Annotated in this window: 17 protein-coding genes and 1 pseudogene; all 18 read left to right on the top strand. The window is 43.1% G+C overall.

What is annotated here, in order from left to right; genetic code table 11:
• Positions 1–45 precede the first annotated feature (45 nt).
• Positions 46–750: pseudogene (locus ACFQZE_RS10775) on the top strand (serine/threonine protein kinase); the annotation flags it as partial.
• 234 nt (positions 751–984) lie between these two features.
• Positions 985–1734: a vWA domain-containing protein gene (locus tag ACFQZE_RS10770; protein ID WP_379357036.1), complete on the top strand. Its 750-nt coding sequence runs from the start codon at positions 985–987 to the stop codon at positions 1732–1734.
• Positions 1735–1736: 2 nt separating this feature from the next.
• Positions 1737–2549 (top strand): hypothetical protein, encoded by an 813-nt coding sequence (locus tag ACFQZE_RS10765; protein WP_379356618.1) that lies wholly within the window; start codon positions 1737–1739, stop codon positions 2547–2549.
• A 59-nt stretch (positions 2550–2608) separates the two neighbouring features.
• Positions 2609–4477, top strand: a complete 1869-nt coding sequence (locus ACFQZE_RS10760; RefSeq protein ID WP_379356616.1) for a hypothetical protein — start codon at positions 2609–2611, stop codon at positions 4475–4477.
• 2 nt (positions 4478–4479) lie between these two features.
• Complete coding sequence (locus tag ACFQZE_RS10755; protein ID WP_379356614.1) at positions 4480–6393, top strand: hypothetical protein; 1914 nt, start codon at positions 4480–4482, stop codon at positions 6391–6393.
• A gap of 50 nt (positions 6394–6443) precedes the next feature.
• Positions 6444–8078, top strand: a complete 1635-nt coding sequence (locus ACFQZE_RS10750; RefSeq protein ID WP_379356612.1) for a CdiA C-terminal domain-containing protein — start codon at positions 6444–6446, stop codon at positions 8076–8078.
• A gap of 2 nt (positions 8079–8080) precedes the next feature.
• A complete protein-coding gene (locus ACFQZE_RS10745; RefSeq protein ID WP_379356610.1) occupies positions 8081–8554 on the top strand; it encodes a hypothetical protein in 474 nt (157 codons plus the stop codon).
• Between the two features lie 759 nt (positions 8555–9313).
• Entirely contained in the window at positions 9314–10444 is a 1131-nt protein-coding gene (locus ACFQZE_RS10740) for a copper amine oxidase N-terminal domain-containing protein (protein WP_379356608.1), read from the top strand.
• 773 nt (positions 10445–11217) lie between these two features.
• Positions 11218–12246, top strand: a complete 1029-nt coding sequence (locus ACFQZE_RS10735) for a WxL protein peptidoglycan domain-containing protein (RefSeq protein ID WP_379356606.1) — start codon at positions 11218–11220, stop codon at positions 12244–12246.
• Positions 12247–12249: 3 nt separating this feature from the next.
• On the top strand, positions 12250–12900 hold the full coding sequence (locus ACFQZE_RS10730) for a WxL domain-containing protein (RefSeq protein ID WP_379356604.1): 651 nt from the start codon (positions 12250–12252) through the stop codon (positions 12898–12900).
• Between the two features lie 487 nt (positions 12901–13387).
• Entirely contained in the window at positions 13388–14524 is a 1137-nt protein-coding gene (locus tag ACFQZE_RS10725; protein ID WP_379356602.1) for a copper amine oxidase N-terminal domain-containing protein, read from the top strand.
• Between the two features lie 535 nt (positions 14525–15059).
• Positions 15060–20576, top strand: a complete 5517-nt coding sequence (locus tag ACFQZE_RS10720; RefSeq protein ID WP_379356600.1) for a glycine rich domain-containing protein — start codon at positions 15060–15062, stop codon at positions 20574–20576.
• Positions 20577–20705: 129 nt separating this feature from the next.
• Positions 20706–21578: an S-layer homology domain-containing protein gene (locus ACFQZE_RS10715; RefSeq protein ID WP_379356598.1), complete on the top strand. Its 873-nt coding sequence runs from the start codon at positions 20706–20708 to the stop codon at positions 21576–21578.
• A gap of 103 nt (positions 21579–21681) precedes the next feature.
• Entirely contained in the window at positions 21682–22707 is a 1026-nt protein-coding gene (locus ACFQZE_RS10710) for an ADP-ribosylglycohydrolase family protein (RefSeq protein WP_379356596.1), read from the top strand.
• 171 nt (positions 22708–22878) lie between these two features.
• Positions 22879–23025 (top strand): pre-toxin TG domain-containing protein, encoded by a 147-nt coding sequence (locus ACFQZE_RS10705; RefSeq protein ID WP_379356594.1) that lies wholly within the window; start codon positions 22879–22881, stop codon positions 23023–23025.
• 103 nt (positions 23026–23128) lie between these two features.
• Positions 23129–24343, top strand: a complete 1215-nt coding sequence (locus ACFQZE_RS10700; protein ID WP_379356592.1) for a pre-toxin TG domain-containing protein — start codon at positions 23129–23131, stop codon at positions 24341–24343.
• 68 nt (positions 24344–24411) lie between these two features.
• A complete protein-coding gene (locus ACFQZE_RS10695) occupies positions 24412–24624 on the top strand; it encodes a hypothetical protein (protein WP_379356590.1) in 213 nt (70 codons plus the stop codon).
• 286 nt (positions 24625–24910) lie between these two features.
• The gene (locus ACFQZE_RS10690) at positions 24911–25129 is read left to right on the top strand and encodes a hypothetical protein (RefSeq protein WP_379356588.1); all 219 of its coding nucleotides are present in this window, start codon (positions 24911–24913) and stop codon (positions 25127–25129) included.
• Positions 25130–25172 lie beyond the last annotated feature (43 nt).

Raw genomic sequence — 25172 nt, 5'->3', positions numbered from 1 at the left:
CGAAGACAAAGGAACGGGTGATGGACATTGTTGCAGCAAGGAGATATGCTTGGCGGCCGCTACCGGGTGGAGTCCCATTTAGCGAAGGGCGGAATGGGCAGCGTTTATCTTGTAAAGGATGCAAAGCTGAACGATAAAATTTGGGTCGTGAAAGAGATGGCTCATATGGACGATAACGAAAGCTTCGTAGAAGAAGCGCGTATGTTGACCAGCCTATCTCACCCCAGCATCCCCAAAATAACGGATTATTACGAGCCCGATTTGTCGGGCCATTGTTATCTGGTGATGGAATATATAAAAGGGGTCACGCTGCAAAAGCATTTTGAAGACGCCTCGTTCCAACTGCCGTTTCAAGATATTCTTTCTTACGCCATGCAGCTATGCGATGTGCTCGGTTATTTGCATCGGCAGGACCATCCTGTCGTATTCCGGGATTTGAAGCCCGGCAATTTAATGCTGGATGAATTCGGGAAGCTGAAGCTAATTGACTTCGGGATTGCCCGCAAATACGACGAATCCAAAATGTCCGACACCGTTCAGATGGGTACGATCGCTTTTGCCGCGCCGGAGCAATTCGAAAATCGGCAAACGGACCCAAGAACGGATATTTACGCGGTAGGTGCTATTTTGTATTACCTTGCTAGCCGCGGCCATTATTATTTCCGAAATACGACTCCGCTGCCGCAAGTGCTGGCCGATTATCCATCAGAGTTTGTGCAAATGGTGCAAAAGCTGCTGGAGGCGGATCCAGTGAATCGCTACCAAGACATTCAACAGGTAACGGCTGTTTTGCAAAAGTTGCAGCATGGCGGAACGGCCACGGTTTCGATGAGTGAGTCGGAGCCAGAATTTTTGAAAACGATGATGATCCAATCGTCGGTCGTCCATTCCCATTCACCAACCGCCCAGCAGCAAATTCAAACCGTTTCTTATATGCAGCATATAGCGAAGCAGGAGCCCGCCGGTTCCGGATCATCTAAAAAGATGTACACCGTGCAGGCGACACAAAGCAATCCCGCTCTTATTATTTATTTGCTCGATGTCAGCGGATCGATGACGCTCATGAACGGCGAGAGGAGAAGGCTGGACATCGTAACGGATGCGCTTTATGTGGCGCTCAAACAAATGGTGTTCCGCTCGACAAAGGGAAGCCGTATTTCTTCGCGATACCGTGTTGCCGTATTCGCTTATAGCGACGACGTGCAGGACGTGCTCGGCGGTGTAAAAGGAATCGATGAGCTTATGCAATCCGGGATGCTTCCCGAACTGAAAACGCAGCGTTTTACCGATACGGCAAAAGCTTTCCAACATGCGGAGCAACTGCTGAAAGCCGAATTGGCGAATTTGCAAGACGGCCCCGCTCCACTGATCTGTCATATGACGGACGGCATCTATACAGGCGAAGACCCTGAGCCGATTGCACGAAGAATTATGGATATGTCCGTGAAAGACGGCCATGTGCTTGTTGAAAATATTTTTATTTCGGACGATGTGCTTCAGCAAGAAGTGGATCAGCCCAAACGTTGGCAAGGCGTGCAAGACCAGACCGAATTCCGGGACGATTACGGCCGCAAGCTGAAACGGATGTCTTCCGTCATTCCTGAAAGCTACAGGCAGATGATGAGAGAAGCCAATTACAATCTTGCCGACGGATCATTCCTTATGTTTCCCGGTACCAATCCTGAGCTGGTGTCGCTCGGCTTTCAAATGTCGGCTGCGACCCCCATTCATTAACGATGACGATAAATATAAGACTTTCCCAACAAGAAGAAACGAACATAGTCGATGTAGAGCGAAGCCATTGGAATTATCGGTACGCCTACGCCCGGTCGGCGGAAGCGAAAGCGAACGGCGATATTGGACAAGACTATTTGACTCTTATAGAAGAAAAAGATTACATCGCTTTCGCTCTATGCGACGGCGTCAGCATGTCTTATTTCGGCGATTTCGCCGCTCAGTTTGTGGGGGACAGCTTAATAGAATGGCTTAAGGCGTTGGACGAATCTATGTCTGGGGCCGAAATGCTTTCCGGTCGTTTAAATCAATATTTGATCGAAAAAGCGGGGGAAGCGGGGAAGAAGCTGGACAATTATCCGCTTCCTCCAGGCATTAACGGAATGTTCCGGGAAGTGCTGCTTTCCAAAAAGAGTCTGGGCAGCGGTACGATGTACAGCTGCGGAAGAATAGACAAGCCTGGCCCGGCTTACCCGCAAGGACGAATCGTGCTGGCATGGCAAGGAGACAGCCGAATTCGCATTTGGTCGGGAGCGCGCGAACGGGCGGATTTATTGGGGGATCGCTTCCATACGCGCGAGCGATGGAACAGTGTATCAGGCCCAGTAGGCGGCACGCCTCATGTTTATGCGGGCGGATTGACTCCGTTAGGCGAGACTGGTGCCGTATTGCTGTATTCCGATGGGCTGCAAGCGATAGACGGCGCCGGGCGAATTAATTCAGATATGATCACCGGCCATATATCGCGGGAATCGATGAATCCATCGAGCGACGATATGTCCGTTTTTCATTTGCAATGGCATTGTAACAAGTAAATCGATGATTCACTACATACATTCATTTCTATTCATTCATTTATAAGGAGAGTCGAATTATGGCATTTCAGACAGAGGTACATTCCAAGCTGGTCATTAACGGTGATACGTATTTAATAGGCGAGCATCCCTTTGCTCCCGGTGTACCTTACGGCCAGGAAGGGAGACAAGGGACGGTTTATTTGCTTCAAACGGAAGACAGACGTCAAAAAAAGGCGATCAAGGTGTTCCGCTCGCAGCTAATTAACCCGTCCACGGTTCATCTTTCCTCAAAAATAAGCAAGTATTCGGCTATGGAGGGGCTAGCCGCATGCGAACGCAGCACGATTACCCCGCATAATAACCCGGAATTGCTTGCCAAAGAACCGGATCTTCTATACGCCGTTGTCATGCCATGGATTGACGGTCCTACATGGATGGATATGGTGATGAACAAGCAACCGCTTACCCGCAGGCAAAGCTATACGGCGGCGTATGCGCTCGCGGAAATTATGGCGACGATGGAGCAGCGCGGACTTGCGCATTGCGACTTGTCGGGCCCGAACTTAATTATGCCTATGTTCAGCGAGGGGAGAAATCAGGTCAAGTCGTCTAATTTTGTTCAATTGATTGACCTTGAGCAAATGTTTTCAAACCAATTTGAAAAGCCGGAGTACGTGCCGACAGGGTCTCCGGGCTATGCTCCGCGTTATGCGAATAACCAAATGTGGAATGCCCAATCGGACCGGTTCGCTGGCGCCATTTTGATCATGGAAATGCTTGGCTCCTGTATGGGCGCATTTGCTCAGCAAGCTTGGGGAGAAAGCTACTTTGATCCTAAAGAGCTTCAAACGCATTGCGAAAGATATGACCGTTTAATTTCGACAATCAGACCGATTTGGGGAGCGGGTGTGACGGGCCTCATTCAACGGGCATGGGAGAGCGACGAGCTTAGCCAGTGTCCTACCTTTGGCGAATGGCTGCTGGAGCTGACCAAAATCGATCAGTCCATTTTGCGCGAGGACGCAACCGTCTCGATGCCGAAACGAGAGGAGCCGCAGCCTGCTTCTGCCGCCGCTGCAAATCGCCAACAGCCAGCGGCCATGTCTAGCGCTCGCCGCGAAACCGCAGCGGCCGCTGCGCCGAAACCGCAGGTTCCCGTTGGCCCCGGCCGCCCGGATATGCCAAGCTCGCCGAATCAGGCGCGCTTTAATCAGCTTATGCGCAAGGCGAAAGAGCATGAGGGCAAAGGAAACTTGGCCAAAGCGATTGAAACGTATCGGAATGTGCAAGCGCTTGGGCCTCATGAAAGTGTTGCCAAAGAAATCGAAATTGCGATTGAGTATTTGCAAAAGCAAATGAACGATAAAAGCAAGAAAAAAACGAAAGGCGCTACCGGCGGCTGGCTTCAAAAGTTGTTGAAGCTGGTCATCACGCTTGCCGTTATTGCCGGCCTAGGCTTCGGCGGATATTGGGTTTATGGCTATTTTAAAGGGCTGGCGGAAGCGGGTCCGGTGCCGACCAAAGCGGAGAAGAAACAAATTAATGAAGAAATTCAGCAGTTGAAAATTGAACTTGCAGCGCGGGACAAGACGATTAAAGAGTTGACCAAAGAGGTGGAGGAGCTTCGTAAACCGCTTGATAAGCGCAGCGGCGAATTGATCGGCAAGCTGATGACTGAATATGAAGAAATTCAAAAGCTGGCAGCCGTTGACCCGAGTACGGATATGCAGCTTCATGAAAAGATGTTCAAATCTACCGAAGCTTATATGAATCATGTAAAAGACTACTATAAAACCGCCTACAATTTAGACGGATTGTTATTGGAGCAAATCGGGGTAGTGGAGGGCTATTACTTCCCGTTCATTTACAATCGCGATCGGAACGCCCAGTTGAACTTTAAATTTTATACGGATTATAAAGATAAATTTGCAGTAGGAGGGTATTAATTATGATTTATGGCGCATCGCTAGGCCCCTTTATCAAAAAAGCGTTAACGGATCGAGGCTTCCAAACAACCGGACCGAGAATGATCGAGCTCTTGCCTATGGACTCGGCGGTTTCGAATATGGATGCCATCGTGCTTGGTCCAAAAGACTTGAGCGGTTCCAAAGGACGCGATTTGCTTGAGGCGATTAAGAAAAAACATCCTTCCGTCGGCGTCGTTTATTTCTATAACAAAGAGTCGGAAGCCGGATTAATTGATGGCGACGTTTTGAAAATTCAAGTTGGAAAGCTGACCGTGGAAGAGGTACAGGATGCGGTGGACATCGTCATTGAAGGGAAAGCAATCAGCAAAAGCAGCGGCTTTGAATCTGCGGATATGAGGAGCTATCAATTCGGAGAAGGCGAAGAGGCGCAGGAGCCTTCGGATTATGAGGAAGCGGAGGCAGTGGAAGCGGCACCTGTTGTCCCCGCTTTTTTGGAAACGGCTACCGGACTTGAGCAGCGCGTGGTCGAGATGGGCAAGTTTGCCGATTTTGACTATTTGAAAAAAACGATGCAAACGGAGTATATCCAAACCGAGCTTAGAAATCATAACGCCGAATATGGGGATATTTTAAACGCTCTAGAGGAACTTGACTCTCAAATTGTAAAAGTGTTCAAAGATTCCACCGTAGCGCCCGATTTGAGATTCGAAAAGCTGAAGCAAATCGGAGTGAATCGCGCCGCTTATAAAGGAATGGAGAACAGTCTCGTCGTGGAAAAGCTCGCTTCCGTTATGGAATCGGTTATCGTGTCGGCGGAAGAAGCGGTCGATGCCCGCATTCATCAAATGAGAGAAGCGCTGGAAACAATATCGGCGTCTAGACAATTATATGAAGACCACGGCAAGCTGCAGCAGCTCATAGACGCTAGACTTGCTGTTCAAATGGATTTAATGGAGCTGTCCAAAGGCATTATTGAGATGTATCAGGCGATGGATTTGAGCGTGCATGAGCTGATTGACCAGTTCCAGGATAAAGGCCCATCCAACTATCCTTATATTAACGAAATTATGGACCCAATCAAACCGTTGTTTATTCCGCAAAATATGGCGGCCATTACGAGCCGTTTGCTTTCGGATTTGAACCGGAACAAAGTGACTTTCTCTATTATTGAAGAAAAAGTAAAAAGCGTCGTTAATCTCGTGTTTAAGCTTTGCGAAGAGGATGCCACCATTATTGCTTATCAGCAAAAGCTGATTAAGCTGCTGCAAGCTCAACGAGTGGAAGATGTCATTATTGTAGATCACGTGATTAAAAACTCGCTTCGTCTGTTTGTTGGCCCGACGGATACGGGCAGAACGGCGACTGCTTTAACATGGTCCGGCGTCGCTTCGAGAAGGCAAAATACATTGCTGCTCGACTTCACGGGCAGCTCCAAGCTAGGGCAATACGGAGTTGAAGCGATTTCTTTGGAGCAGTTTCTGGAAGAGCGTTTGGAGCGTAACTTCCTTTGTGTGGTCGGAAGTCTGGAAGCTCGCGAGGAGCGAGTATTCGAGGTTGTTTCCGAGCTTAAGAAACGTCTGAACTACTATGCTAACGTTCATATTTTGCTGGACGCTTCGCAAACGGAATTGATCGGACTGCTTGCTCCGTCCGCGTTGTCGATCCATTTTATTACCGACTGCACGCCAAGAGGAACGGAGCTGCTGCGTCCCGCGGTAGAGGCGTTCAAGGAACAGAACATCGCTCAGAAGGTGGTTTTGATCGATCCTCCGGTTGATCCGATTCGATTGGTCAATGACCTCGCCGTCGATCCGCTGATGGCGAAAGTGATCGTGCTGCCGAGACTGAAATATATTCGAGCTTGTTCTCTTAACCGGACGAAGCCTTATGAGAGCAAAGAGGTTGAGGAAGTGTTTGAGGAGGCTTTTCGGTAAGGATTTAGCTTAGGTTAATGCTGTTAAAGTATAGTAAGTGAGCTACTGAGATGGATGGTGCACAGTTGAGCGAAATCAGGATTGATCCTAAAGCGGTAGAGGCTGCCGGATTTCAATTAAGCCAAAGCCAGAAAAGTATCGGGCGGGTAAGCTCAAGCTTGCCCTATACGAATTATCAAGTCAATTACGCTATTGCCGCTCGAAAAAACATTCAATCCAGAATGTCTCGTTCGGAGCAGCGGGTTCGCGAATTGAGCCAAAAGATCGATGGAATGAATACGTTTATTCATACTACTTTAGGAAAATATAACGGGCTAGAGCGGGAGTTGGCTCAGAAAGCACAAGCGATCAGCGGGCAGGGGGGACTTCCTCCTGCTTCTTCTTGCCCAGTTCCTACAAGCAATAGTAAGGTCGAAGCTGATACGAAAGCCATAAAAGTAATTTCTCATATAGCTAAAGCTACTATCGACTGGATGAAGGATCTTTTCAAGGATAATAGCAGTTCCACTGAAAAGATGCCCATATATGCTTCAGTTGGTGCAGGCGATGGGTCAATGCTGAGGCCATCTAATCCTGATACTTATACTAATGAGGATTTATTAAATATGGATGATCCTGAAGCCTATGAACGGCTAATGAACGGCCCGTTCGGTCGAATGACGGAGGAAGAGCGTAAAGAGCTGATCGCTAAAGCAAAGGAAGAGGAACGTCGGCAAAGATTAGCCGATCTAGTCTACGATCAAGCTCTGGGCCAAGGATTTGCCGATGGTTTGGGCAAGGGAATAGAAAGTGTCATTGAAGGGATGATAGGCGGAGCAAAAGCTGTCGCCCAAAACCCGTTTAAAGCGATTGGGAATGCTGTAGAATCGTTTGTGGAGAAGATAACTAATCCAAAAGAAACTTTAGTGAATAATTTTGAAGAGACAGTTGCGACGGCAAAAGACTTTTGGTACGGTAACGATGTAAGGAAAGGATATTACGTCGGATTTATGTTTACCGATCTTGTCTTTTCGATTGCAACAGGGGGCAGTGGCAAAGTTCTTGGTTTTGTCAGCAAGTTAGACGGTGGTTCGGGTAGTGATCGGAAGAGCGGTAGTGGGAGTAATAATAACGACAATGGCAATGACAGTAATAATGATAACGAAAGTGGTAGTAATAACGATAATGATAACGATAAACAAAAATTAGATAAATCAAATACCGGTGATAAAAGTAATGAGGGGTTTGGTAACCTGAGTCAAACTGAACCTTCTTTGCCTAATGGCGGAAAACCTAAAGGGAACTATACAAAAGGTGACTCACACGGAATTAAGAAAGAGAGCCAAACAGCTGATCTACTGGCAGATCAAGGATATGACATTAAAATGCTAGATGAAGTAAATGGCGGTAATGGATACGGATTAAAAGAGTCATCCAATCCAGATTTCTTAATTGAAGGTAATGTATTTGACTGTTATGCACCTACAATAGAAACAAAAGTTGATAACATTCTTAGAAACATAACAACAAAGACTAAAACACAGGCGGAAAGAATAGTTCTTAATTTAGATCAGTTCCCTCCTGAAAAAGTAATCGAAATTATTCAAGGCATTTTAAGAAAAGCAAATCCAAACGGTGATTTAAAGAACTTAAAAGAACTACTTATTGTGAAAGACGGGAAAATTACACGAGCATTTGGGGGATAGGAATGAATTATGAATTGTTTTTACAAACCAATGTAGGTAATCATTCATTAGCAGAGCTAATAGAAAGATTTACTACCGAATTTGCAAACAAGAAAGCGTCATTTAATTGTAATGATGAGGAAATAGTTATTGGAACTGAGTTATTTTCATTGGCTCTTGAAATTGAAGATATTTCTGATATCGCTTTTGTTAATAATCATTATAACTTAGATATTAATGTATGCATCAGAATTCAATTGTTTGGTAATACATTAAATCAAGGACTCGAGCTTTTGTTTAAAGTTATGGGAAAGCTTATAAAACATATTGATGGAAATCTATTATTTCTAGAAGATGGTTCAGCTCAGTTACTTAGAATTGAGAATGGTCAGCTAATTGTCAATAATTCTTTAGATCAGTTTCAGATAAAATATTTTACTACAAGTTTACTTAGTTTACTTGAACGTCCTTACATTGAAAAAGAGTTATCAAACTGAATCATTCTGTGGGCGTCCTAGTGCAGAATGAACCTAGCGTATAGTTAAAGTTGTATGCAATTTATAAAATATGTAATCCGATCACTAAGTAAGAGTAAATCGTACAACAACACCACAATGCGAGCTTTATCGTCGTGTTGTGTTTTTTTTATTTTCGCCGAAATAAACTAAACAATACAAACATGCAAGAGGTGGCTATTCAAAAATACCCCACCCAGTGCCGAATAAACTCATCATTCAATCAATAGCACAGTTAACCCATGTAATACTAGTATAGGGATTTCTCCATTTCTGTTGTACGCACATCAAATACTTTAACTTAATAACCTAATTACGATAAAGCGTTACATTGAACTGTTTTTCGCTAAGATATGATAGCGCAACTAATATTAGGGAACAATGTCCGCTCTTTCAAAAAGCGTTTGCTTGCCGTTTTAATAAAGAGACCGCATTGTGAGGAACACGAAATTAATATTTTTTCAATAAGCATTAAGGCTTATTGCCTCTACATAATAGGGGCGATAAGCCTTTTTATAATTTTAAATTGATTCTATTCTTTAAAATGATCGAATTACAATTCTATAGCTAATCGGCATTTTGCGACAAAGTTTCCAGGAAATATTTAGCACACTAATAGATTGTGATAAAGTATAAATATGTATTCGTGGAAGTGTTTGTATACTGAAGAAACGTGAAAATATCAACTTGCGGCCATATTTTTGTGTTTATTCGTTCAATAAAATTATAGGAGATTAAGAAATGTTTAAAAAAACGATAGCAGCTCTATTAGCAGCCATTTTATTGACTGGAGGAATAACTACCGCAACAGCGGCTCCAGGCAAGGACCTTCGAATCATACCTGTCATTGTCAACGGTCAGAAAGTAAGGTTTCCTGATACCGAGCCTTATATCAATACAGATGGCCGTACAATGGTTCCTGTTCGTTTTGTAAGTGAAAAATTAGGTGCTGAAGTAAAATGGGAAGCAGCGACTGAAACGGCAACCATCAAGTATAGAGATAAAACGATTAAACTCCCTGTTGGATCCAAAACGGTAACGGTGAACGATGAGAAGCAAGAACTGGATACGGCGGCTGAATTTGCAGATGGACGAACGATGGTGCCGCTTCGTTTTGTCAGTGAGGTTTTAGAATCAAAAGTGGAATGGGATGAAGGGGCACACGCAGTCAAAGTATCGGACAAAGCTTATCAAGATCTGGTAACAGCAGGAAAAGCGAAGCTTGATCCTTGGGGACGCGAGTACAGCAAAACGTGGGATCCTTATTGGATGAAGCTAACCGACTTAGAGAAGACGGGATTCTATAATGTGACCTATAAATCTAAAAATAAAAGCCTTGTTGAATCTATTCAAGCTTGGGATATGAAGACATACGTCGATCAATGGTCAGAACATATTAGGGATTATTATGCAGCCCAGCTTAATGTCGACTACCGGACAATTAATGAAAAAACATTCGCCAACACTCTTATAAGCAATATGACAGGAATGTCCTCGTACCAGGAAGGGCAAATTCGAGATCATATTTTTGAGTATGTTAAATGGGTTAAGAAAAACAAAGTTATTGCAAAAGGGTATGCTGACCCAGAAAACTCACAAATTGAAGGAAGCTTAATCAGCGGAGTGTCTATTCGTGTGCACTTTAAGTTTAAAATCATTTCAGCGAATGATACAGCTCAAACCTTTCTTGATAATTGGAATATATCTACCAATTCAGATTCCTATAAATTGGAAAAAGGTGTTTGGTACAGCGGTTACTCTCGTGTTGTTCTCTGGACTCATTACGCAAACTACAAATATATGCACTATGCCGTCAGAAGCGTTGAAAACATGTTTGCAAAAGATGCTTACAAATACGAGAAATTAAAGTGAACGTAACAGCCCCAAATTGATAAACTTTCAAAAGCTTATTCCAACTTGAGCAATGAGGAGGAGTGAGCTTTTTTGTAAGTGCAAAATCAAGCGAAGAATGAAAAAATTGCTAAACAGATACAGCCAGTAAAGGGAAGCTTGAGTAAGTAAAAAGTTATTCATAGTTTCCTTGATAGAAAATGTGTCACCTTTTTATTTTTTAAAAGAACTTCTCTAACCGTTATGCATATAAGCATGAAAAAAGATCACTCCACCAATCATTAACTTGGAATAAGCATTTATTAAGGAAAGAGACCGTAGATCGAAAGATGGTTCTATGAAGCTTGAGGATTTTGAAAGAAACTTAACAGAAGCCATTGCAGAGAGTCTGGAGCAATTAATTGCCGCCTTACGTCTAAAAAGATAAGTTAATACGAAGCGTTAAATGAACGGATGGCTGGAAAGCCTTCTGAAATTACGGTTTACCTTAGCTGGTGGAGGTCTCTATTAACAGCTTATGTTACATCAAACAGGTCAGTTATGGTTAAGTTCCGCCATGATTGGCCTATTTTATTTTCTTTCTTTTCTCTCTCGGCCCAAAAGATACTTCTAGGAACACCAAAACCAAGAAATCAATAACTCAATTGGTTTAACTAGTAAAAAACTCACATAAATGATCGAAAAACAATTTCTCAAATAGGTAAAATGTGCTAAAATTGATGTGGACATGGTTCGAAGAAATTAGTGATATAAAGGTCTAATGAACTATTTTAGAGCTAGCAGGTGAAACATTCATGTTAAAGAAAATGATAGGCGTTCTACTGGTTATCTTCCTCTTGGTTCCTCATAAAGCCATGGCAGAAATCAATATAATAGCCGTTGAATCGGACCAGGATTATTACGATGTTACGGCTGTTGCAGGCGAAACAAGAACCTTTGAATTTAAACTAGTGAATAACGGAACGAAGGCCGCCGAGGCGGTTGTATATCCGAGCCAGCAGCTAACAGCGATAAATGGCGGACAGGCTTTTATTAGCAGTGACGATTCTGTTAGTGGAATTGGCAAATGGATCAGCAATAGCAAAGAAACGATTAAACTTTCACCAAATGAAGCAAAAACAGTTACATATCAAGTGAAAATACCTGAACAAACAACTGACGGCCAGTATATTGTAGCCATTGTATCCCATAACAAAAACGTATCTAGCTTATCCGTTAATTCTGAGAACAATGCTAGTGTAAACATAAGCGGACCGGTAGACCTTGTTATAGCTAAACAAATGGTTCTGAATATCGGTAATCAATCTACTCGATACATAACGATCGATTCATTTTCCTACACGTACAATTCCGATGGTTCTCCTGTAATTGGAGCAATGTTAACGAATCATGGGACTATTTTAGAAAAGCCGAAAACGACCATACATATAAAATCGGATAAAAACGAAATCATAGAGTCGGTCGTCTTAGACAACCATCTTTCGTTCTATCAAGGAACGGAGCAGGTCGTGAGGCTAACAAGTGAAAAGCTTTTGAATCATGGGAATTATAAAGCTCAAGTCATAGTGGAATATTCCGGCATGAGTGTGGAAAGAACGTTTGATTTTACCGTAACAAAAACAAATGTAGAGAAGTCATTGCAGGCATTAAAAGAGACAGGAGGAGATATTTCAACTGTATCGAGTGATGAAAAAACCACATTTATGTATTATGTTGCGGGCAGTCTAACCATCATTATATTTTTATTATTGCTGCTCCTTTTTATCTTATTAAGAAAAAAGACGAACAGGGATACTTCCCCTCGTAAAGAAATTGGAGGATAAAAGATGAAAAAGTTTTTGCTGGCTACATTTATCGTTTTGTTGGCACTTGGGAATGTAAATACAGCCTCCGCACAATCGGTAGATACAAATGTAGGGGTTGTCGGCGGGACGTTGTCATTTGTACCGGAACCTTTTGATTTTTCTAATGCGACTATTAATTCCGAGAGTGTCACTGTACTGGAAAAATCGATTAATAATCGGATCGTGGACTCGAGAGGTTCAGGTGGCGGCTGGTCCGTCTCTTTATCGGCTAGCAATTTTATCAGCGATGCGGTTCCCGACAATTCAAATAGCCGGGCAGGAAGCACGATGACGATTCGATTCCCTGAAAACTCACTGAAAGTAGGAAACTGGTCTATCTATAGAAATAACGATTACGGCCAAGAAATAGATCCAGTGAACGGCCCGCTAAAACTAACTGCGCCGCTGGTGACTTTAAATTCCACTCCTATACAATTAATTGAAGCGAAAAAAGGTTTTGGCATGGGCAGCTATATTAATAATTTGAATTTCGTCTTAACCGTTCCGTACAAGGGGTATGTACAAAGTCTGTCAGAGGCTGCAACAAGCGGCTACACGTTGGATCAAGAGGTTGGCATTAGGGCTACGAACTATAAAGCCACATTTACGTATACGTTAACTTCTGGGATTTAACTTCTGCTTGGGGGAAGAAAAACTTTAAGTTAGCCAGTGTTGGAGCCTAAGAGGCACTGAATAGAGAGGCTAGTGGACTATTTTAAAATGGGTACTCAAAAAGCTAGAGCTTAGCAGGTTGATTCCGGTAAAATATCGCCGTGATTAACCTGTTTTTATTTTCTATTTAACCTTTGTCTGATAGAGGATTAAGTACATAACTCTTCTTCATAAATGGCTCTTTTTAGCGTTTTTTCTTTTACTCTAGCGCCTTATAACAACATAAAATCATCAAATTTTTGTCAATTATTGCATTTATGACGTAGGTAAATTGTGCTAAAATTTAAAAGGAACGTCTTGGGACCAGGGATAGAGATAAACAATAATAGAAAACATTAGTTCACTATTTTTAGGAATGACTACCTAAGTGTATTGCAACGAGAGAGTTAATAGAAATGTAATTCAGCAGTTCTATTCTAATATGATTTTAGAAAGAGGAGTGGTTCAATTGTTTAAGAAGTATACAGCAGCAATATTGGCGGGGGTAGTAATGTGCGGGGCATTATCCGTTGCTCCTGTTCAAGCAAAGCCAGGCAAGGACCTTCGCATGATTCCAATCATCGTAAACGGGTACAAAATGAAATTTCCGGATACGGAGCCGTACATTAATACGGATGGCCGAACAATGGTACCTGTACGTTTTGTAAGCGAGAAGCTTGGTGCCAGCGTGAAGTGGGAGGAAGCGACCAAAACAGTTACGATGAAGTTTGAGTCTAAAGGGATCGAAATGGTGATTGGCTCTAAGACAGTTAAGGTGAATGGGGAATCCATTACGCTTGATACGGCTGCTGAAAAGCACGAAGGGCGCACCATGGTCCCGCTTCGTTTTGTAAGCGAAGTACTGGACACGAAGGTAGAGTGGGATGAAGGCGCTCATTCGGTCCGTGTGACGGATGCGGAATATCAAGCGAAAATCGATTCCGGGAAGGTTAAGCTTGATCCTTGGGGAAGAGAATACAGCAAAACGTGGGATGCTTACTGGATGCGTTTATCCGACTTGGAGCAAACGAGATTATATAAACATATTCGCACATCTGGAAATAGAGAATACGTAGAGAAACAAATAGATTTTGACTTTAAATTTTACGGAGATCGATGGGCAGAGCGTATTCAAAAATATTACGCGGCGCAATTAAATATAGACTACCGGACGATTAATGAAAAAGAATTTACGGAAACTTTAATTTCTTATACCAGTCATGATTCAACTTATTTTGAGAAGAAGGCAAGAGATGTAATAAAGGAATATGTAGCATGGGTTAAAAAAAATAAAGTTATTGCAAAAGGTTATGCATCTCCTGAGATTTCTCAGGTTGGAGATGCTAATGATTCGCGAATTAGTGTCCCAGTAAATTTTAAATTTATGATTCTTTCGGCGAATGATCCATCTCAGGTCTTTCTAGACAATTGGATTGTTAACAAGCTTAACGCACCTATTAAGTTGAAGAAGAATGTTTGGTATGACGGATATTCATATGTCATTATGCAAACAAATTATGGAAATTACATTTATAGACATTTTAAAATAGCACATTTTGATAATATGTTTTTAAAGAATTTCTCTTTTTATGATGAATTGAAGTAAACGATTTTTAAGTAAGGAGATAATGAAATTGAAAAAATACACAGCATTGTTACTACTGATTTTAATAATCCTTACTGGAATTCCTATGTCTCCCTCTCTTTCTGTAAATGCGTCTTCCAATCTTCTAGAAAAGGATTATTATCGCACAGGTGCTTGGATGGAAAATGGGAAGTTTATATTTGTTGCAAATAATAAGAAGGCAAGCTCCAGTATTAGATACAAGACTACTCACTTTATACTTCGTAAAGATCCTACATGCAATTCTGTTAATGATACTGCTCAGTGTACACCTGCAAAAGGGATTAAAGATGTAGATTATCTTGAAATTGATGTCAGAGAAGGTTCAACTGATGGAGGTGGAGGTAATCATACTGATATATGCGGTTATATAAAAACTCATGGTTTTAAAGAATATAGAGATTTGAGCCCTGATGAGCGCAAGAAAAAAACAAGATGCGATAAAACGACTTCTGATCTGGGTTTTGATTTATTAATCTACCGTTTTGAGTCACCCGAAAGCGTCATTACAGAAAAAATGAAAAAAAATAAGTATTTCAAAGATTATGTAAATGGTCAAACCATTTATGTAAGCACAGTTTTTACAGTGACAGGCCCTACTAGTAACGCCGGAAAACGATTTGAACAGTCGAGAAACGGTACAGTTGACGGCAAATACGGCGAGGGAATCTATGATGCCGAATATTGGGCCAATAAATCTTTTTTTCGAGGCTACTACGATAGGTCCATCCCGTTTGATAGTGCCGCCTATCCGTTAAAAGTGCAAATGAAGCACGAAGAGACCAAAGTGACTCTAAAGCCAGACAAAGAAATAAAAAATCCCAAACTAGCCGAGGGATGGGAAGCAGAAAACGCGACAACTAAGATTAAACTTGACGAGTCCATTGTAGGTACAGACGGTAAAACGTATCAATTGCAATGCTCATACATTGTAAAGCCAGATGATAAAACGCCGGTGAATTGTTCCAGTTCGGGCAATGAGCCCTACCTTGTAAGAGGAACCGCGACAGCCGATCTCAATCGTAATCCTAAAATGTATATAGGCGGCACGAATGTCGTCGCTTTATACAATCAAGCCGATTGTAAATGTAAGCAATCAGCTACCATCCCTAACAAATCCAAGCTGGAAGGGAAAATTCCTTTAGAGCAGAGCGTCATAGGCAAGCAAATTCCGGTTCAAGTTGATTTGCAGCAGGATTCCAAAGAATATGAAAATTGGAAAAAATGGGTGAAGGGTAAAACGGGCCTCCAAATCCGGGTGCGAATGTGGCGAAACGATCAAACGGACAAAATAACCGGACTCGCCAATACAGGGGATAGGGCTAAATGGGCCGCAACAGGCAAGGCTCCTACTCCCGCAAACGACGAGAAGCCGGAGCTTAGAGTAAACGTGACAGAGGCTCAGCTCCTTGCCTATTTAAATGGTAATGGAAGCAAGCTAATTTACAATGACGATTTAACCAACTATCCGATTCCCGAAGGGGGCAAAGTAAGCTTCCGCTACAATGCTTCGGTATACATTTATGCCAAAGAAGGCAATGCGGAGCTTATGAAGCAATGTACCGGGAATCCGAATTCGACGGAAATGACCTGGTTTAGGCCGGAACCGAAACCGCCTTTAACCGGAGATTTTATTTCTACTCCTAAGTACTGGTCTGAAATCAAACAAGGCTCACCTCAAACCTCAGGTACGGGAGCAAACGAAACCTTTGATGCAATGTCGGGTACGCCTACAACGAGAAGCCTCTATTTTGCTTCGGGCGGTTCCGAATTTATGGTAGATGTACAAGTTGAATATGTGCCAAAAGTGACTCAAACCCGGTCATACCGCTCATACTTTACCCCGGTTGTTAACGGTTGGGCCATGTCCTCCATTACGGGCTCTCCGGGGCATGGCAGTGCGCCTTCAAGACCTACGCCAAGGGTGATGACGGATTCTGCAGGTCAGTCGTATACGGAAGTGGTTTCCCAGCATAGCTCCAAGCATGTAACGAAAGCAGCCGTGCCATGCAGCGGGAATCCGTGTACAGGAGGATCACCGGAAGAATCCCATACCGATTATTGGTGGGTGCAGGAGGGATATAGCTCCCATATGGTAGGGGGTTATGAGGATACGTGGACGCAGACGGTCACTTTTGACTATATGAAAATTAATAAAGCGGTCGTATGGAAGCTGGACCGTTCGAAAGTGAACGGGATGGCGACGCTGGTCGGCACGAACGAAGTGACGGCAACCGTAACCCAAGGTGATCCGAACATTTTTTACAATATCGCAAGCTCCAATACAAGCGCCGCAGGCCGTCTGCGCTACTCTCTTGAGACGGATCAGCATGATACGGTCGTATGGAACGAAGGCTCTTCGGACAATGCGATTGCAAACAGCAAGGTAGGACCTGGGCCTGTAAAAGAGGATGAGAAGTTTAAACAGCGCCGTGCTCTCACAACCAACGTGACTGCGATTTCCGATTTTCTTATTCTTCAGACGTCGTCGGGCGACCAATCGGTCATGTATTTTGAGAAACCTTCAAATACAGCCAAAGTAACGGACCAGCTTGATGTTCCGACATCGGATTTTGACACTATGTGGACTCGAAATTCATTGTCCGCTGCCAAATGGAATGTGCTAGATACGATCCAGGTTGGCTCATATAACGGCAATTTTTCAAATCCGTCGATGAAATATTCCGGGGGGAACAGTGCAAAGGTCGCGACCATCTTTGACAGTAAGCCGGCAGGATTAAATAGGCCAAGTCAGCCGGGCGGATATATGCGTCTTATGCAAGCGGGATTAGATATTCCGGACACACTAATAAACGGCCAACAAATCACCGGCTACTCATCGGTATTTTATCGAACGATTTTAAACCATAATCCAAAAAACAAAACGGTCTCCTATTCGACAACAGCTGACGATGAATTCGGAAGCGCGGGTCAGTCGTTTATAAGCACGTATTCTCCGCTTCATTCAAAGATAAACGATATTGTCATTCACAACCCGGTATCGGTTGAAGATGCGAGAGTCGTATCGCTGGACAGCCATCTTGATCAACGAACCTCTTCCTCTAAAGATTTGGGGGGCAATAAGCAGGAGCCGGTTGTAGAATTCGAGCGAGTTTTAGATCCAGACTACCGTCAAAATATTATCCCTAACCCGGATGCGGAAATTGTGAACGTCAATAAGTCGGTAGCGGGCTGGAACACTTGGGTCGCTTCTGGCAATAACGCCGACATGAGGTTCATAAGCAGAGGAGAATGGAACGGGAAAGATTGGATCATTGGCGGAGAAAGCTCGTTTGAAGTAACGAGCAAAGCAAGTTCGGGGACAACGGGAGGGTACTGGAGGGACATCCCGATCAAACCGAATACCAGCTACAAATTTGAAGGGGATATTAGCTGTCATCGTTGTGAAGGTTATTTCTCTCTTAATTTCTATACCGCGGAAATGAATGTAACAGGCGGAGCAGTAGGGGCATCGGATATAAACCGGTCATCCGTCGTACAGCACAAATCTTTTACTTTCACTAGTCCATCCAATGCTGCTTTTATTAGAATTCATATGATAAAAGGAAAAAATATGGATGCGGTGTCCTATGCTAATGACCATCTTTTCGTCGACAATTTAAAGCTTATGAATATGAGCATGCAAGAGTTTATTGCGGTCGATGGAGTCTATATGACAACCGAAATACCGAATCCGGATTATCGTAAGGGATCTGACGGGACATCCGAAGTTTTCGCTCATACGGGTGGAGTACAGACCTTTAAGGCACCGTCTACCGGCGTTTATACCCTTGAATTATGGGGAGCTCAAGGCGGCTCAGCCGGAGGAGTCAATAACGCAGGGGGCTACGCCAAAGGGGATATTACTCTCACGGCAGGTCAAATTCTTTCCATTTATGTCGGTGGACAAGGGGCCAACGGCAGTACGACCATTGACCAATACGATGGCTGCAATAGAACCGGGGGCTTTAACGGCGGAGGAACAGGATGCGGAAATGCCGGAGCAGGAGGAGGCGGGGCTTCCGATGTTCGGCTTGGAGGAGAACGAATCATTATTGCTGGGGGTGGCGGCGGCGATACGACAAGTTCGGCGGGCAACCAGTCGTATGGCGGCGCTTCAAAAACGACTTCTACCTTATGGAACGGGCATAATGGCGATACAGGTCGCCACAGCAGCAGTTACCCAAATGATGAAGGAGGCGGAGGTGGCGGCTATTACGGGGGAGAAGTCAACCACGGCGATGATACGAAGTGGTCCTATGGCGGCACATCGTGGACGGGCAGCCTAAGCAATGCTACTATGACTGCCGGCAACTCCAACATGCCAAGTCCTTCGGGCGCAACGCAAATCGGACAAACGGGTCATGGCGCTATCAAAATTACGTCTCCCGCCAGCGCGGAAGTAGGTAGTCCTAACCTTATTGTCGAGGTTTTGGCCGGAGGTTCGGACACGGCTATTCCTTCCGAGGCGTATAAGCTGGTCGAAAAGAAGCAGGATCCTTCCGCGCCAGTTAACGGTCAGCCGCAGGCGAGCTTTATTTTGCTAGATAAAGAGTTCTTCATCGACTTCCCGAATACCGGCGACTTTTACGGCAACGGCCAATGGGGCTGGTCGACCACAACTGGCATCAGGGGCAAAGGTTTTACGGACGGCATGGATACGACGGAATGGACAAAAGCGAAATATGTCAGGTTCGATTTCCATGTCATTTACGACGGGACGCTTTACCAGTCTAATGAGTGGATATCTCTCCCGGTTAATGAGAGAAACTTCAGATTTTACCTTCCTCTTGCCAACCGGGAAAAAATTAGCGCATTAGTGGAATTCAAAAGCATCGCAAACAACGCTCCTTACGAAGATAACGATGCTCCAACGAACCGTATTCGTGAATATAACCATGCTGCGAAACATAGCACATTAAAAAAGTTCAATATTGATGTGGTGGGCCGGATTGGCAATATGACGATCCAGGATACGGGAGATTTCCGCTTTTCGAATTTTTTCAAGACGCCGCTAGGGGGCAATCCTACGCCATGGTACATTCCTAACGTTGTGAGAAAAGTAAATCCATATTCTCAAAATAATTGGGTAGGCGATACGATCGATTTGCGTGGAGAACAAGTCAGCTCCGCGACGAAAGTGTTAAATACGTATGGTTTGCTGACGCATCTTAATTTTGATTTAAATATGAAAAAGCCGATGACGTTCCCGTTATCGCCAGAGAAAAACAACATTAAAGCGTTAGATAAGCAGCCGCTGCGACTTGGCTATAATGTGTTGTCCGATATTCAAACGATCGGAAATTATTACAGCAGCCTGCAAATTATGCCGTATTTCTATGCGCTGAATTTGCAAACCGGAAAAATCGACCCAGTCGATATGTATATGAAAGTAGGTCAGCAGTATAAGCCAATCAATTTCTCCGATAAAACGAAAAAAGCGTATTCGTATTCTGCTAAAATGGATTGGGATGCAGAGGTGAAGCGGAGAAATGTTTTTGGACCTGAAGAGGTGCTGACAAGCCGTGTAACAAGGTTATTCTTGGAGTCAGGCGGCGATTCTATTGAGGGAAGCGCTGTCTCGCCGTACGGAGTTTATTCGTTTGGCAATACACAGCTTATGCAGCTAACCGGACGGAATCGAACCTTTATCGGCACGGATGCGACCTATGGGCAGGACAAAAATCCTGGAAACGTATTGTCGAGTTTGGAATACGGCATGCAGGCGCAGAGATGGCACTATACGTATGCCATTCCTTCTTCAGCAGTCGCTGTTGCAAAGGATGCGGCCATTACACAAAAAAATATAGACGTGTACCGCAAAAATAATATGGTTATCATTTTGGCCGCAGATATTAAGGCGGTAGGCGATACTTACGTGCTGCAATATTCGGTACCCGGAGACAAAGCAAACGGGCATGTGAAAATATCGGGTACGTCTTGGTCGCTAGCAAGCATTCCTCATCCGGTAATTGCAGTCTATTCAGCAAACAAGACTTCTGGAGATGACTTGCAAATATCGGGTACGCACTAATGTTTAAAGTAGCCTTTAAGTAATTTTAAGTAGCGCGAGAAAGCAGTTAGGGGGAGCAAATGAGCTTCCCCTTTGCGCTATTTAGGGCATTGTTTATTTTAGAGGAGTAGCAAAAGAGGAGGAACATCTATGAAAAGAATGAAACAGCTTTTGACGACGACAGCGGCAGTCATCTTTGCTTCTCTGGCACTATCCGGCGCAACAGGACATGGAGCAAGCCCAAACACTCCATCCGCATGGGCTCAGAGCGATGTACAGTTTATGGTAGAGGAAGGGCTTGTTCCAAAATCGCTTCAGGGACAGTATCGCAACAAAATTACCCGTGCGGAATTTACAGCGATAGCCGAGCTTGTCTTGTATCGGGTAACGAACGCGGAAGAAAAGCTCCATAAAGTATTGACGGAGCAGCGGTTTCAGGATTCTTTTGAACCCTATGTATATAAAGCCTATCAATTTGGAATTGTGAATGGAATCAATGAGTCGGAATTTATGCCGAATCGCCCAATTGAACGCAAAGAAGCGGCGGTTATGATGAGCAATATGCTGAAAACGGTGCGGACGGCTAATCTATCGAATGAAAAAGCACCTTATGTTGACTATGCGGCAATTCCTTCATGGGCCCGCGAAGCGGCAAACATTACTTATCACGCTAATATTTTTAAAGGAAGCGCGGCAGGAATGGAGCCGGATAAGCCTTATACGCGAGAGCAGTCCATTGTGACGATGAAGCGGTTATTGGACGCGGTACACAATGTGGAAGGCATTTCGTATAGGGGCAAAATATTTGTGAAGTTCGACCAAATCGACGATGTGCGCGTCGGCTGGAACTACGTTAAGCTAGGCTCTCCCAAAGCGCAGGGAAGCCTTCAACGACTTTGGCAGTCCGTTTCTCATCAATTTTCAGGTGTTACACCGAACGGCTACACAAAAGAAACGCTAAATAGCGAGGAGTTTACGATTGAGACTTTGGGAGACGATTATTTGATTAAAATTTCTTGGTAGATATCTCCTTGTGCAATAAATCTATTTCAAAAAACCGATTTTAGGAAGCGGAGTTGGTTTAGTGAATGTTATAAACTTTAATTTAAAGAAGTAGGTGAGTAACATGGTGGGAAGAAGAATGGTAGATAGATGGCAAGATGATAGTAAGTCGTTTCTTGCATTAGGTATGAAAAAGAGAGCATTGCCTACCATATACGGAGGAATCATTGGTGATTTATTGGGAGTTCCTGTAGAATTCAGGAAAAGAGATAGCTATCAAATTAAGGAGATTGCGGGATACGGGACATATAATCAACCTCCTGGAACATGGTCCGACGATACGTCGTTGACGTTATGCCTCATGGAAAATATTATAAATGATGATAGCATGGATGACTTGATGCTCAAATTGGTTAAATATTATGATGAAGCATATTGGACCCCTCACGGTGAGATGTTTGATATTGGCAGAGCAACGGTTGAAGCGATTACTAGATTCAAGCGTGGAACTATGCCGGAAAAATGTGGGGGTCAAACAGAGCTTGATAATGGCAATGGGGCTATCATGAGAATTTCACCTGTGGTATTTCTTTTGTATAATAATTTTGATTTTGTTCAAAAAGCAGAAATAATAAAGCAATATACAGAAATAACTCATGCACACCCTCGTGCGATAGTTGGTTCTATTATTTATGTAGAATTATTACTAAGACTTTATTACAATAATTCATTTGCAGAATCTATTGAACAAATCAATGAGCTTTTCACTGAAAATTTTGATGAAAACCACATATATCGAAAAGAACTTATAAATTATAAAAGAATTTTTAGTGAAGATTTTGCAAAAACGCCGAGAGAAGAAATTATGTCGACTGGTTTTGTCGTTCATTCACTTGAAGCGGCAGTATGGTGTTTAATCACAACCTCTTCCTTTAGTGAAGCCGTATTAAAAGCAGTAAATCTAGGTGATGATACGGACACAGTGGCAGCAATAACAGGTTCATTAGCGGGTATGTATTATAAAATGGAAGGAATTCCAGAAGAGTGGCTGGAGAAAATAGCTAGAAAAAATGACATTGATGAATTAATCGAAAAGTTTTATGAGCATTGTGCAAATAAAGCTATTTTAAAAGAATACGGTAGTCTCTAAGTTCACATTCGTGGCTGAATAACTATTTAAAATAACAACGTTATTTCGAGCAGGTCTACTAGTATTTAGGTAATGCCAATGCCAATGATAAAGAAATTGAAGAGTATATGAGTTAACCTTGAACGGCTAAATGCCTTCAAGGTCTTTTTATATAGGAAAGTAAATACTACCATGAATTTGCTAGGCCCGCGAGTCTATGATCTTATTACAAGAGAAAAGCTGTCCACGGCCGAGAGATGGCTAGCCGCTGCTGTAACATTCGTTCCTTGGGTACGTACGGCTTACGCTATTGTTGATGTGGTACAACTTAATATATAAACAATAGGTAAATTGTGCTAAAATTGATGCGGACATGGTTGAAACTATCATGCTTCGACTGACTAAATAACCATGAAGAAAGGAACGAGGAGGGTCAAAAGTCATGTCTCTAATTCATATTGATCTTGGCCGGGTACAAGGCTTAAATACTAGCCTAAACAGCATTGCTCAAAAGTCAGCTGCGGCTTCGAGGGGCGTAGGCAATATCCGTATCGATTATGCCATCACCTCTCGCCGCCAAATTGGCCATCGTATGTACAAGACGAATAGCCGTTTGATAGAATTAGAGAGAAGGATACGGGCGATTCAAATCTTCGCTAATCAGTCGGTTGAGAAGTATGGCAATACGGAATCGGAAATAATGAAACGGATTCCGGGGGGCGCGGGTTCTATCATTTTTGGAAGTGTCACGCATCATATTGGCGACCCCGGGGGAATGAAAAATCAAATCTCGGCTTTCGGTTTGCTGACCCCGCGTTTTTATGATCCGAATTCGATTATGGACAAAATGAGGGCCATGCAGCTTCAAGATCCTCCGAAGTCTACTTACATAGCAGCGTATCCCAACACTTGTGGACCTAATTACACGGAGAAAAGCAGCCAATATGAGGAAAAGAAGAAGGGGCCAGGCTGGCTCGCCAAAGGGTTTTCATTTGCGTTAGATTTTGTGCCGATCGTAGGTAATGTAAAATCAGCAATTGAAGCTATTTCAGGCAAAGATGTCATCACAGGAGAAAAGCTGTCCACAGCCGAGAGATGGCTAGCTGCTGCTGGAACATTCATCCCATGGGTACGCAAGGCTGATACTGTTATTGATGTGGCTAAACGTGCCGATGACGTGATAGATGGAATTGGCGATGCTAGGAAAGTTCCTGTAGGGACGGGCGATCTTGCAGAAAGCTCTTTAATTAACAGATATATGCCGGACGGAAGAGTTCTAAGTGATGTTACAGAATTACCAGGGGCACAAGGGATTGTAGTACCGAAACGCTTAACTCCGGAGGAGATGGAATTCTTAACTAAGGAGCATGGTGTGGAGTTCGCACAAATTTATCGTACTGGATCTGGTACAAGTAGTGGCAGGGGTGGGCAATATGAATTATATTCAGGTGTTCACAACCGTGTTAATGTTCCAATTGGGAAGGACGTCATGCTAATATCACATACTCACCCACGAGGAACGGCAAGACCAAGCCCAGACGATTTAATACTTATGGAGTTATTAGAACTAGCAGGTTCTCCGCAAAAGACGTCACAGATTGTTCCTGTTGGAAAGGCTCCAGTATACTTTGATAAGAACGGGTTAAAGAAAAGGTAGCCAAGTATTCATAATAGTTTAGATTAATTCTAACAATATCTAATTTTATTGATAGGAGTGACAAATAAATGACAACATTAAACGAATATAAAGATATGTGGACAACAAATAAAGAAAAATATGCATTAATAGAGTTGAGTAATAATCGTTATGCAATTATTGATATAGAACATAAATCAGCAGTTCTAATAGAGGATAGTGATATTGCTGAAGAGGTAAAAGCGCAAATGAAAAGTCATGGTAATCAAATTTTAGACAAAACTTGGTTCAATAATAATTGAGTGAGAATTGCTCTTAATAATAAAAACATTAGTTCAGCATTACGAGTAGAGTTAGTTTGAATGAAAATCTGATCCAGGCCTGTTAGTTGATTTTGATAATAAGAGACTATATTCGTACTTTCCTGAACCGGCATCTTTTGAAGAGTATGTACCCGATGGTTGGATTGGCGTTTATGAAAACTTCTTAGAAAAAATAACAACGCAAGAAAGATACTGGATAATAGAAGGACATAATTATTTCTGCTGAGCTGTGGCGGGATAAAACAAAAGGAAAGAAGGGTTTCACTTGAGTCAAGACAATAAATTAAACCTACTAAGTGAAAAGCTTGTTAACGGTGATACTGGACAAGAAGTAGAGGGTATTACTGTTATGATTGATGGGAAATTTAAGCAAGCTCTAGATATCATTATGGACAACTCGGATGGATATACAAATTATTCTGAGATTATCCGAGATATTATTTTCAGTGGCACACAACAAATTGTAGAATCAATAAAGAAATAAAGTTATTTAATAGTTTCGCCAACCAGTAGATTTTCATTGGGTG

It is taken from the genome of Paenibacillus sp. GCM10027627 (assembly GCF_042675505.1).
Lineage (GTDB): Bacteria > Bacillota > Bacilli > Paenibacillales > Paenibacillaceae > Pristimantibacillus.
Note: the sequence above shows the minus strand (reverse complement) of the source record. Positions and strands in the feature narration are given on the sequence as shown.

Bases quoted from the DNA above. Each gene is read 5' to 3' on its own strand.
- ACFQZE_RS10770 (WP_379357036.1), top strand. From the start codon at position 985: ATGTACACCGTGCAGGCGACACAAAGCAATCCCGCTCTTATTATTTAT.
- ACFQZE_RS10765 (WP_379356618.1), top strand. From the start codon at position 1,737: ATGACGATAAATATAAGACTTTCCCAACAAGAAGAAACGAACATAGTC.
- ACFQZE_RS10760 (WP_379356616.1), top strand. From the start codon at position 2,609: ATGGCATTTCAGACAGAGGTACATTCCAAGCTGGTCATTAACGGTGAT.
- ACFQZE_RS10755 (WP_379356614.1), top strand. From the start codon at position 4,480: ATGATTTATGGCGCATCGCTAGGCCCCTTTATCAAAAAAGCGTTAACG.
- ACFQZE_RS10750 (WP_379356612.1), top strand. From the start codon at position 6,444: ATGGATGGTGCACAGTTGAGCGAAATCAGGATTGATCCTAAAGCGGTA.
- ACFQZE_RS10745 (WP_379356610.1), top strand. From the start codon at position 8,081: ATGAATTATGAATTGTTTTTACAAACCAATGTAGGTAATCATTCATTA.
- ACFQZE_RS10740 (WP_379356608.1), top strand. From the start codon at position 9,314: ATGTTTAAAAAAACGATAGCAGCTCTATTAGCAGCCATTTTATTGACT.
- ACFQZE_RS10735 (WP_379356606.1), top strand. From the start codon at position 11,218: ATGTTAAAGAAAATGATAGGCGTTCTACTGGTTATCTTCCTCTTGGTT.
- ACFQZE_RS10730 (WP_379356604.1), top strand. From the start codon at position 12,250: ATGAAAAAGTTTTTGCTGGCTACATTTATCGTTTTGTTGGCACTTGGG.
- ACFQZE_RS10720 (WP_379356600.1), top strand. From the start codon at position 15,060: ATGAAAAAAAATAAGTATTTCAAAGATTATGTAAATGGTCAAACCATT.
- ACFQZE_RS10715 (WP_379356598.1), top strand. From the start codon at position 20,706: ATGAAAAGAATGAAACAGCTTTTGACGACGACAGCGGCAGTCATCTTT.
- ACFQZE_RS10710 (WP_379356596.1), top strand. From the start codon at position 21,682: ATGGTGGGAAGAAGAATGGTAGATAGATGGCAAGATGATAGTAAGTCG.
- ACFQZE_RS10705 (WP_379356594.1), top strand. From the start codon at position 22,879: ATGAATTTGCTAGGCCCGCGAGTCTATGATCTTATTACAAGAGAAAAG.
- ACFQZE_RS10700 (WP_379356592.1), top strand. From the start codon at position 23,129: ATGTCTCTAATTCATATTGATCTTGGCCGGGTACAAGGCTTAAATACT.
- ACFQZE_RS10695 (WP_379356590.1), top strand. From the start codon at position 24,412: ATGACAACATTAAACGAATATAAAGATATGTGGACAACAAATAAAGAA.